Consider the following 11,746-nt stretch of genomic DNA (forward strand, 5'->3'; position numbering starts at 1 on the left):
TTTATGAGAAATATTTGTCTTCAAAATAGTAAAGATTTCTATTGAGAGAAGTAAAAATATGCGAAAATGAAGTGATGTTTTGAGGGTGATTGGATTCCTGCCCAGGATCAAGAGCTCTATTCTGTTACGAAATATTACCATATGAAGACAAGAAAAAGTAGCATTATAATATACATGAGAAAGAGAAAATAATACATCTTTGTTTAAGTTGACTCCAAACCTGGGTAAGTTATTCCTATAAAACATTGCAAGCCGCTTCTTTTGATTTGGTGGATAGACTTTCACTTATTTCCAGCAGTTAATTAGTGTAAATCTCTCAATATAGTTGTATAGATATTTTAATCTACTAATATTAGTGATAAACTATAAGTAAGCGACTATTTAATCCAGAAAAGGTGACTAGCCGCACCCAACTTGCGAATGATGCCAAAGTAGGGAGCGCTTACATCCTTTCTGTAAACTTCGGGGTATAAGGGATGGGAGAAATGAGTAACAGACAAACTGAAACAGACGTGATCTTAATTGGTGCTGGAATCATGAGTGCGACTTTGGGAACAATCTTGAAAGAATTAGTACCGGATTGGGACATTACCGTTTTTGAAAAGCTCGATAAGGCAGGAGAAGAAAGCTCCAACGAATGGAATAATGCAGGAACGGGACATTCTGCACTATGTGAGCTTAACTATACTGTAGAGAAACCGGACGGATCTATCGATATTAGCAAAGCGATCAATATTAATGAGCAGTTTCAAGTTTCAAGACAGTTTTGGTCTTATCTTGTAGATCACCATTTGATCCGTCATCCAGAAGAATTTATCAGGCCGCTTCCTCACTTGAGCTTAGTGCATGGAGAGAAAAACGTAGCATTTTTGAAAAAACGGTTTGAAGCGCTTTCGAATAATCCTTTGTTTGAAGGTATGGAATTTTCCGATGATCCGGATCAATTGAAGGAATGGATCCCGCTTATTATGGAAGGCCGTACATCACAAGAGCCAATCGCAGCAACGAAAATTGATTCTGGAACAGATGTAAACTTTGGTGCTTTAACACGCATGCTGTTTGAACATTTAGAGCGTAAAGATGTGGATATCCGATACAACCATAAAGTAGAGGATATTAAACGTGCACCGGACGGTTCTTGGGAATTGAAAGTGAGGAACGAACAAGGCACGATCCAACGCCATACTGCAAAGTTTGTCTTTATCGGCGGCGGCGGCGGATCCTTGCCATTACTGCAAAAAACAGGCATTCCTGAAAGCAAGCATATTGGAGGATTCCCGGTCAGCGGATTATTCCTCGTATGCAACAATCCGGAAGTAGTCGAACAGCACCATGCGAAAGTATACGGCAAAGCGGCCGTTGGTGCACCGCCAATGTCAGTCCCGCATCTTGATACAAGATATATTGACAACAAAAAATCCTTGCTGTTTGGACCGTTCGCCGGCTTCTCGCCAAAATTCTTGAAAACCGGTTCCAATATGGATTTGATTCGCTCGGTAAAACCAAATAATGTGTTGACCATGTTAGCGGCAGGTGCGAAAAACATCCCGTTAACAAAATACTTGATCCAGCAGCTGATGCTTTCAAAAGAACAACGGATCGAGGAATTAAGGGAATTTGTTCCGAACGCGAAAGCTGAAGATTGGGATATTGTGGTAGCAGGCCAACGTGTACAAGTTATTAAAGATACGAAAGAAGGCGGCAAAGGAACCCTTCAATTTGGTACAGAAGTAATCAGTGCAGCCGACGGTTCAGTCGCCGCATTGCTGGGCGCCTCTCCAGGAGCATCTACCGCCGTACACGTCATGCTGGAAGTCATTAAAAAATGCTTCCCGCAACATATCAAAGCATGGGAACCGAAAATAAAAGAAATGATTCCGTCTTACGGCATAAAGCTAGCAAACAATCTGGAACTTTTCCGCGAACTTCATACTGCAACAGCCAAGACACTTGGCCTAAGCAAACAAGAGGCAGTACAAAAAGAACGAAGATCTCTAGTAACGGCGAGTTCTTAGAAAAATGAACGTGAATCATATCACATGTTACGAGATGTGAAATGCCTGGAGCTCGGTTCCAGGCATTTTTTCTCCGACTTGGCTGTATGCCAACGCCCCGATTTAGTCCCCGCAATACTGACGAATCAGCTTCACTGCCCTCGTTTGGCTGATGTTTAAATCCTTTGCTACCTTTCTTGAGCTTTTATATTTTTGATAAGATTGCCTCACCAGTTTCTTCTTTACATATTCAATGGCATCATCAAGATTAGAGGGAAGCGAATAGTGTGTTTGCGGTTTTATATTGTTTAAAATTAAATCAGGCAAGTCTGTTTGCTGGATGATCGAGTCGCTGGTGACGACCAGCCTTTCCATCACATTTTCGAGCTGGCGGATGTTTCCCGGCCAAGAATACCAGTAAAATAAATCCAGACATTCTTGTGAAATAATTTTATTCATTTCGTATTTTTTATTGAATTTATATAAAAAATTATAGGTTAATGGAATAATATCCTCTTTTCGCTCCCTAAGCGGCGGCAGCTGGATATCAATAATATTCAAGCGGTAGAATAAGTCTTCACGAAATTCATTTTTCTGCACCATCTCCACTAAATCGCGGTTTGTCGCAGCGATAATCCGAACATCTACCTTTTTCATTTCATGTCCGCCGATCGGAAGAAATTGTTTTTCCTGGATCACTTGAAGAAGCTTCGCCTGAAGGGATAAAGGCATTTCCCCAATCTCGTCGAGGAATAATGTGCCCTGGTCCGCAATTTCCAGCAAGCCTTTTTTTCCATGTTTGCTTGCGCCTGTAAACGCTCCTTCCGTATAGCCAAACAGCTCAGATTCTAATAGATCTTCAGGCAGAGCTGCACAGTTAATTTTCAAGAACGTGTGATTCCGGCGCCTGCCGATATGGTGAATATAATGAGCCAACACGCCTTTTCCGGTTCCGGATTCACCTTGGATTAACACTGTTGAATCGACTTTGGCGATTTTTTCGCACATTTTTAAAATGTTTTTCATTTTTTCACAGTTGGTGATTGGTGTCGCGTCGATTGGGTCTGAAACGAATGGTTCTTCTGTTTCCGTTTTGATGCACTTGTAGTTCTGCAACTCCTGGGAAGTCGTTACAACAAATTCAATTTCATTTTGATCATTCAGAATAGGAACAGCTGTTGTCAGCAGTTCAGCTCCAAGATAGGTGGTCATTTTAATGGTGACGGTTTTCTTCTCTTTGAAAACTATAGGTACAATGGATGGCTTCCAATATCCTTTTTCATACAGCTCCGAATTGTATTTCCCCACAACCTCTTCCGGCTTTAGGCCATAATGTTTCTCGCAAACACTGTTGACGTAAATTACACGCTGCTCTGAGTCCAGTACAAATATTTCATCAGAGGAATAATCAAGAATTTTTTCAATGTTTCGACGGTGATGTCAAAAGGATTTTGCGTTTCGGCTGTCATTTCTTGTGCCCCCTCTTGAGTTGAATTTAATTCAAATGAGTTAAAATCAACTCATTATTCAAACGGAATTCATTAGAATTTTGACGATTTTGTGATAAAATCAAGTATTTTAAAAATTGGCACGCTATTTGCATTATTTAAAAATGAGTGTCGATCTTGACATACATCTTATAGATTCATTAAACAAAATATTCAACACCTTGTAAACGCTTAATTGGTTTTGACTCGCTAGTGGTGAAATTTACTTGAGGAGGAATAATAAAAATGGCTTAGAATGAAGTACAAAACAAAGCAAATCGGACGTTTGAAAGAACATTAACGTATGATTTATACACCGATCCAAACGTATATAAGCAGGAACTGGAAGATGTGTTTGCGAAATCATGGCAATTGGTTGGCCATGTAAGCCAGCTGGAAAAGACGGGACAATTTTTCACAGCAGAGGTGGCGGGCGAGCCAATCTTGGTCACAAGGGCAAATGATGGAGTGATTCGTGCCTTTTATAATGTTTGTCCGCATCGTGCCACAAAACTGGAGAAGAAAGAAGCAGGGCAGAAGAAAATCCTTCAATGCAGCTACCATGGATGGACATTTCACTTAGACGGAAAGTTAAACAAGGCTCCTAACTTTACTGACGAAGATTCGGCATGTGTAAGCAACTGTGCTTTAAGACCTGTCAGGATGGAAATCTTAGAGTCTCTAATCTTCGTAAACCTTGACGATCACGCAAAACCATTAAGTGAGACGTACGGTGATTTCTTTGAGCGCTTAGAAAGATTTCCATTTATGGGGGAGCTAAAAAGAGTGAATCAAAAAACCCGTGTCATTAAGGCGAACTGGAAAGCGTTCATAGATAATTATTTAGAATGTGATCACTGCCATGTTGCTCATCCAGGCTTTGTTGCCACCTTGGATATGAAAAATTACCAAATCGTTACTTGTGACAATTATTCTGTCCAAGGCTCGGTTGTCAAACCGGATAAAACGATGGGAACGACGGATTTAAATGAAGCAGAAATGCAAGGCGGCGAGTTCTACTGGTTATGGCCGAACCTGATGGTCACCATTTATCCGGGTCCGGGAAATATGGCAACCATCCAAATGATTCCGATCGACCATGAAACGACCCTAGGGGTATATACTTATTATTTCAGAGATGAAAACTTAACCCAAGAGGAAAAAGATTTAGTTGCTTTTGCCGAACAAGTAAGACAAGAAGATGTTGAATTAGTAGAATTAGAGCAAATTGGCTTCCGCTCACGGGCCTTTACTAGAGGGGTCTATTCCAAATCAGAAAAAGCAATTGTTCAATTCCATGAAATGGTATTGGAGGCGTTAGGACGATGACAAGTGTGAGGCAAGTAGAAAAGAAACATTTATGGATCCATGGCCTGGAGGTAGAGGCGGCAAAATATGCCCCTCTTTATTCCCCCTATTCCGATGAACGGATTGCCGAAATTGCCATGGCAGATGAATCATTGACGAAAAAGGCCATTGAATCAGCACAAGAAGCCTTCCAAGTCATTTCAAAAATGCCAGCATTTAAGAGGTCAGCGATTTTAGAAAAAGTAGTAGAATTATTGAAAGAAAGAGCTGACGAAGCAGCAGAAGTGATTACGATTGAATCAGCAAAGCCGATCATTTTTGCCAAAGGGGAAGTCGCAAGAACGATCGAAACGTATAAATTTGCGGCTGAAGAAGCAAAAAGAATTCACGGGGAAACGATCCCGTTTGATGCGGCACCAGGCGGTGTCGGAAGAATCGGCTATACCGTACGAAAACCGATTGGTGTCATTGGTGCCATTACGCCGTTTAACTTTCCGATGAATCTTGTCGCCCATAAAGTGGGGCCTGCGATTGCCTCCGGTAACTCCATCGTCTTAAAACCGGCTTCCCAGACTCCATTATCCGCCCTTTATATGGCCGGGCTTTTTAAAGAAGCCGGACTGCCGGATGGTGTATTGAATGTAGTGACGGGATCCGGTTCGGTTGTTGGCGAAGCGCTTATCAACGATGACCGCATCCAAATGATTACGTTTACAGGAAGTCCGGCCGTCGGCATCGGTATTCGCAATAAAGCCGGATTAAAGAAAACGACTTTGGAACTTGGGTCCAATGCAGCTGTTATCTTGGATCAAGATACAAACGTTGATCAGATCATTGACCGCTGCATCATGGGGGCTTTTTCAAATCAAGGGCAAGTATGTATTTCCTTGCAGCGCATTTATGCCCATGAGGATGTTTTTGATGAATTTGTGAAGAAATTTGTGAAGGCCACAAACCAATTAAAAGTGGGCGACCCGTTAGACCCGGAAACGTATATATCTTCTCTCATTTCGAAAAAAGAAACAGAACGTGCTTTAAGCTGGATTGAGGAAGCGAAACAAAATGGGGCAGATGTTTTAACCGGAGGAAAATGTACCAATGGCATTTTGGAGCCGACCGTCATTGTAAATGTTGATCCAATGTTAAAAGTATCCTGCCAAGAGGTATTTGCCCCGATCGTAATCATTAATAAAGTTCAATCTGTTGAAGAAGCGATTGGTTATGTCAATCATTCAAGATACGGACTGCAAGCTGGAATTTACACGAAAAATATTGATCATGCCTTATTAGCAAGCGAGACGTTTGAAGTAGGGGCGGTTATGATTAATGATATCCCAACCTTTCGGGTCGATCATATGCCTTACGGCGGAGTAAAAGAAAGCGGGACCGGCCGTGAGGGAATCAAATATGCCGTAGAAGAAATGACAGAATTAAAATTAGTCGTATGGAACAGAGGAGAAATGTCATGACGATTTATAAAATTGCCGTTATCCCTGGAGATGGCATCGGACCAGAAGTTCTTCAAGAGGGAATAAAGGTGTTAAATAGAATGGCCGAATTGGACCATTCCCTCCAATTCGAATATACTTACTTTCCATGGGGCTGCGAATATTATGCGAAACATGGCGTGATGATGGACGAAGATGGAATCGAACAATTAAAGAACTTTGATGCCATTTATCTCGGAGCAGTCGGTTATCCAGGAGTCCCGGACCATATCTCATTATGGGATTTACTGTTAAAAATCAGAAAGAGCTTTGACCAATATATTAATATCCGCCCGATCCAGTTATTAAAAGGGGCTTACTGTCCTTTGAAAGACGTAAAGCGGGAAGAGGTAAACATGCTGTTCATTCGGGAAAATAGCGAGGGTGAATATGCAGGCGCAGGAGATTGGTTATATAAAGGGCAAGAGAACGAAGTCGTCCTGCAGACCGGCGTTTTTTCCCGAAAAGGAACAGAGCGTGTCATCCGCTATGCGTTTGAAACAGCGAGAAGAGAAGGAAAATCCCTTACCAGTATCAGCAAAGGAAATGCCTTGAACTACTCTATGGTGTTCTGGGATCAAATTTTTGCCGAAGTAAGCAAGGAGTACCCGGATGTCAAAACTGTGTCCTATCTTGTAGACGCTGCAGCTATGTTAATGATTACCGATCCGAAGCGGTTTGAAGTCGTGGTGACTTCTAATTTATTTGTCGATATTTTAACTGATTTAGGTGCGGCTTTGGCCGGGGGAATTGGACTTGCCGCAGGAGCCAATATCAATCCGGAAAGAACCTTTCCATCGATGTTTGAACCCATTCACGGATCTGCACCTGATATCGCCGGAAAAGGGCTGGCCAATCCTCTGGCAGCCATCTGGTCTGCCAGCCAGTTGCTCGACTTTTTAGGATATGAACAGTACGGGAAGCTGGTCCTTAGCGCCATCGAGGAACTGCTCGTGGAAGGAAAGGTTTTAACCCCTGATATGAAAGGAACAGCCACTACTTCTGAAGTCGGCGACCGCATAGCAGAGTTGCTCCAATCGCTTGCCATTGTTAAGGGGTAATTCCTAGGTAATTGCAAATCTTTCTTGAGAAATTCTAACAATTCGTCCCCTTCCGATTGGACGGGGAACCTTTCTAAGAATCGTTATCTGATAATAATGAAAATTCTGTCCCATCGGTGTGATAAAGGAAAATTTACAATAGAAAGGGGTTTTTTATATGAAAAAATGGATTGCCTTACTGACCATTCTGCCTGCAATTGGATCATTAACGGTAGTCAATCGGATTGAACCATATGTATTTGGTTTACCGTTTATTGTATTCTGGTCTACTTTATGGCTGATTCTAACATCTGTTTGTCTGATCGCTTGCAATTTCATATATGACCGAAAGGAGCAAAATAAATGAACAGCTCCATTATCATTATCAGTTTAACCTTGATCTTCGCTATTTACTTAGGTGTTCGTGCCAAGAAAGGGCGCGAAATGAAGCTTGAGCAATGGGCAGTTGCGGAGAGAAATTTCGGCTCTATTATTATGTTTGTGTTAATGGCAGGAGAAATGTTCTCTACTTTCGTATTTTTAGGGGCAAGCGGTGGAGCTTATCGCATGGGCGGCCCGACCATATATGTTTTTTGTGCTCTTACCTATGTTATCCCTTTTTGGATTCTCCCCCCCATTTGGCGTTATGCGAAAGAACATAACCTGATTACGCAGTCCGATTTCTTTGCAAAAAAATATAACAGCCAGGGTTTGGGCTTGCTTGTGGCGGCAATCGGCGTTATCTCTATTATTCCTTATATTGTTTTACAATTAAAGGGATTTCAAATTATTGTTTCTGAAGCATCCTACGGAATGATTCCTCCGAAAATCGCCGTTTGGATTGGCCTGATTGCTGTGACGATTTTTGTTTATATATCGGGTATTCATGGCTCTGCATGGACCGCCGTGTTAAAAGATATTTTGATGATCACAGTGATTCTGTTTATGGGCTTTTACCTGCCGCAGCATTATTATGGTGGAATTAAACCGATGTTTGAGGCGTTGGATAAGGCAAAACCAGGATTCCTTCTTATACCGGATAAAGGATTAAGCATTTCATGGTATGTGTCGATTTGTATGACGATCGCATTAGGGCAATATATGTGGCCGCACTGTTTCCGAACTTTACATCATTCTTACAAACTACACATTTTCATCGCATTAGGGCAATATATGTGGCCGCACTGTTTCGGCGCCAGTTTATCATCAAAAAAATGAAACCGCTTTAAGGAAAAATACCGCGATTTTGCCGTTATACCAAATTGTTCTTGTCTTTATTCTATTTATTGGATTTACAGCTGTACTGCAAATCCCTAACTTGCAAGGAACCGCAACCGACCTGGCCTTGTTTAAAATTGCCAAAGCATCATTGCCGCCTTGGTTTGTCGGTGTAATTGGAGCTGCCGGATTACTTGCTGCTCTCATTCCTTGCTCGCTATTGATCTTGACAGCAGCAACCCTTCTTTCAAAAAATATTTACAAACAAATGAAACCGGATACACCTGACAAAAAGCTGGCGAAAATCACGCGTATTCTTGTTCCGATTATCGCCATAGTTTCTCTAATTTTTACTTTCTATGGCGGTAACACCATGGTTGCCTTGCTGACAATGGCATATAGCTTCGTACTTCAGTTATTCCCGCCTCTAGCTTTCAGTTTAATGAAGAAAAATCCAGTCAGCAAAATGGGTGCTTCTATCGGCATGATAGCCGGAGTGTCCATTGTCGCGTATCAAACGCTCGCAGGCACCACAATGGCGACAATGTTTCCAAGAGCTCCGCACCTCATTCAAGATTTGGACATTGGAGTTGTCGCTATTACGGTGAACACTATCGTAATGCTCGCCGTCAGCTTGTTTACCAAAAAAGCTGTTGCAGTTCAGAAAGAACCGATTGGCCAAACTGGGAATCTATAAAAGCATATGCTATCCCGTGAATTATTTAGTAATGGGATAGTATTTTTTAATTTTTGGTAAAGGAGGAATTTTATAAAGGTAGGAAAAGAGAATGATTCTTCCCGAAGTGTAAGGAGAAAGGGAAATACGATCGGTAAAAGGTTTTCATAACATCCGAAGAAGGAGTAACCGTGTAGCTTCGGTGGTTAAGAGTCGTTCATAACGCACGAAGGAGGAAAAACTGTGTAGTTTCGGTCGAAGAGGCCTTTATAACGCCCGGAGCGAAAGTTAACAGTATTTTTTAACGTTCGCATCTTAAAAAAAGGGTTCTGGGGCGATCATCAAATAAGTTAAAAAAATGGGGGGTTACAATAAAACAATTTCAGATCATCGTTGAAAAAAATATTCCATGCAAAATGCGGGATGGTGTTGTTCTTTATGCCGATATTTATCGGCCCGAAAAGGAAGGGCGTTTTCCTGTGTTATTGACAAGGCTACCTTACAGTAAAGATCTTCCATATTATTCTCATCGCTATCTGGATACGAACCGGCTTGTGGAAAATGGTTTTGTCGTGATGATTCAGGATGTAAGAGGGCGATATCAGTCAGAAGGAGAGTTTCACCCATTCAAGCATGAAGCCTATGATGGGTATGACACAGTTGAATGGGCGGCAGCACTTCCCTATTCATCTGGAAAAGTGGGTATGTTCGGTTTGTCGTATTACGGGTATACTCAGCTATTGACAGCAACGGTAAAGCCGCCGCATCTAGTTGCCATTTTTCCGGCGATGACATTCAATGATCAACGAAACGGTGTTTGTTATCGAAATGGTGTTTACCAGCCGAGATTTACGGAAACCTGGATACTAGAATCGATTGTTCCTGATTTATTGAAGCGAAAATACGATAACCCGATGGAAAGAAAAGAGGCTATACAAAAGCTTGCAGATTATCTAAATAGAATAATAGATTTATATCGCTTTGTCCCTGTAAATCTATGGCCTCCTTTAAAGGAACTAGATGTTGCCGATTATTTTTTTGAAGAATTGTCTCATCCTCTAGAAGATGAAGATTACTGGAAGCAAACCAGCATTGCGTATCAATATGAAAATTTGCAAATTCCGGCTTTTCATTTAGGTGGCTGGTATGATTGCTTTATTGGGCCGACTTTAACGAACTATATGAAAATGACGAAATCAGGGAAGCTCCAAAAGCTGATGATCGGGCCGTGGGGGCATGGATATTTTGCTTCCGTACAGGGCGAATCGATTTTTGGTGTACAAGCATCAGGGGATTGGATTGATCTTGAACAAGATATTACCGATCTCCATATCCGCTGGTTTAACCATTGGCTTAAGGGAATCGACACCGGCCTTGAGAAAGAACCTCCGGTAAAAATTTTCGTTATGGGTATCAATCAATGGCGGAATGAAATGGAATGGCCGCTAGAACGGACCGAATACACTCCTTTCTATTTGCATAGCGGCGGAAAAGCCAATACGAATAAGGGTGACGGCTTTCTTTCGATGGCTCACCCAGAAAACGAGGTATCTGATACTTTTCTATACGATCCAAAAAATCCTGTCCCAACCAAAGGCGGACGGACACTGTTTGCCGGCTCGCTGACAATGGGGCCATTCGATCAAAGCGCGATTGAAGAGCGGGAAGATGTGCTCGTATATTCAACCGATCCATTAACAGAGGCTGTAGAAGTAACAGGACCCATTAAAGTAAAACTGTGGGCAGCAACTGATGTCAAAGATACCGATTTCACTGCCAAGCTCGTCGACACAGCCCCTGATGGCAAGGCCCTTATTTTGGCCGAAGGAATTATCAATGCAAAATATCGGAATGGCTATGATCCAGAAAAAGAATTGGCAGAGGAAGTTGTCGAGTATGAAATCGACCTCTGGGCAATTAGCAATGTGTTTCTTCCGGGGCATCGAATCACGCTTGAAATCTCTTCAAGCAGTTTTCCGCATTTTCTGCCCAATCCAAATACCGGGAGATCATTAATTGAGAGTAGTCAGATGATAAAAGCAAAACAAACCATTTATCATAATGAACAATATCCTTCCCATATAATCCTGCCAATCGTGCCTGCGAAGGAAAATTAATTGCTTTAACAAGTTGAAAACGTATTGGAATTCCTTCTATAAATTCTAATGCGTTTTTATCATAGCCAAACTTTTATCCGGTTTATGAAAGACAAAACTCAGGAGAATGGGTGAGGGAATTGTCCTTCATCAAGGGTATGAAAGACAAAACTCAGGAGAATGTGTGAGGGAATTGTCCTTCATCAAGGGAATGAAAGACAAAACCCAGGAGAATGGGGGGGAAATGCCCTTCATCAAGGGTATGAAAGACAAAACCCAGTTGAATGTGTGAGGGAATTGTCCTTCATCCGGTTTATGAAAGACAAAACTCAGGAGAATGGGTAAGGGAAGTGTCCTTCATCCGGTGTATGAAAGACAAAACTCAGTTGAATGGGTAAGGGAAGTGTCCTTCATCCGGTGTATGAAAGACAAAACTCGGG

7 protein-coding genes and 1 pseudogene are annotated in these 11,746 nt (G+C 41.8%); 7 read left to right on the forward strand and 1 reads right to left on the reverse strand.

Translation table 11 applies throughout. From position 1 onward, the window contains the following. Positions 1 to 485: 485 nt before the first annotated feature. A complete protein-coding gene (locus BFU02S_RS11565; RefSeq protein WP_066370698.1) occupies positions 486 to 2,015 on the forward strand; it encodes a malate:quinone oxidoreductase in 1,530 nt (509 codons plus the stop codon). Positions 2,016 to 2,117: 102 nt separating this feature from the next. Here the strand turns inward: BFU02S_RS11565 and BFU02S_RS11570 are convergent, their stop codons facing one another. Continuing rightward, positions 2,118 to 3,419 (reverse strand): sigma-54 interaction domain-containing protein, encoded by a 1,302-nt coding sequence (locus tag BFU02S_RS11570; protein WP_157075917.1) that lies wholly within the window; start codon positions 3,417 to 3,419, stop codon positions 2,118 to 2,120. 413 nt (positions 3,420 to 3,832) lie between these two features. Between BFU02S_RS11570 and BFU02S_RS11575 the strand changes: the two genes are divergently transcribed. The 6 genes and pseudogenes from BFU02S_RS11575 (at position 3,833) to BFU02S_RS11600 (ending at position 11,327) form a co-directional block, all read left to right on the forward strand. Further along, positions 3,833 to 4,810, forward strand: coding sequence for an aromatic ring-hydroxylating oxygenase subunit alpha (locus BFU02S_RS11575; protein ID WP_369690681.1), 978 nt, complete (start codon positions 3,833 to 3,835; stop codon positions 4,808 to 4,810). After that, positions 4,807 to 6,258, forward strand: coding sequence for an aldehyde dehydrogenase family protein (locus tag BFU02S_RS11580; protein ID WP_066370689.1), 1,452 nt, complete (start codon positions 4,807 to 4,809; stop codon positions 6,256 to 6,258). Before BFU02S_RS11575 ends, BFU02S_RS11580 begins: the two co-directional genes overlap by 4 nt. Beyond that, a complete protein-coding gene (locus BFU02S_RS11585) occupies positions 6,255 to 7,337 on the forward strand; it encodes a tartrate dehydrogenase (protein ID WP_066370690.1) in 1,083 nt (360 codons plus the stop codon). Before BFU02S_RS11580 ends, BFU02S_RS11585 begins: the two co-directional genes overlap by 4 nt. Positions 7,338 to 7,494: 157 nt before the next feature. Then, positions 7,495 to 7,683 (forward strand): DUF3311 domain-containing protein, encoded by a 189-nt coding sequence (locus tag BFU02S_RS11590; RefSeq protein WP_066370692.1) that lies wholly within the window; start codon positions 7,495 to 7,497, stop codon positions 7,681 to 7,683. Continuing rightward, positions 7,680 to 9,231, forward strand: a pseudogene (locus BFU02S_RS11595) (sodium:solute symporter family protein). The gene BFU02S_RS11590 and the pseudogene BFU02S_RS11595 overlap by 4 nt, the downstream one beginning before the upstream one ends. Positions 9,232 to 9,626: 395 nt before the next feature. Beyond that, positions 9,627 to 11,327, forward strand: coding sequence for a CocE/NonD family hydrolase (locus BFU02S_RS11600; protein ID WP_066370695.1), 1,701 nt, complete (start codon positions 9,627 to 9,629; stop codon positions 11,325 to 11,327). The last annotated feature ends 419 nt before the right edge of the window (positions 11,328 to 11,746 follow it).

Origin of the sequence: Neobacillus fumarioli NBRC 102428 (assembly GCF_001591485.1) — a bacterium.
In the GTDB taxonomy this organism is placed as follows: domain Bacteria; phylum Bacillota; class Bacilli; order Bacillales; family Cytobacillaceae; genus Neobacillus; species Neobacillus fumarioli.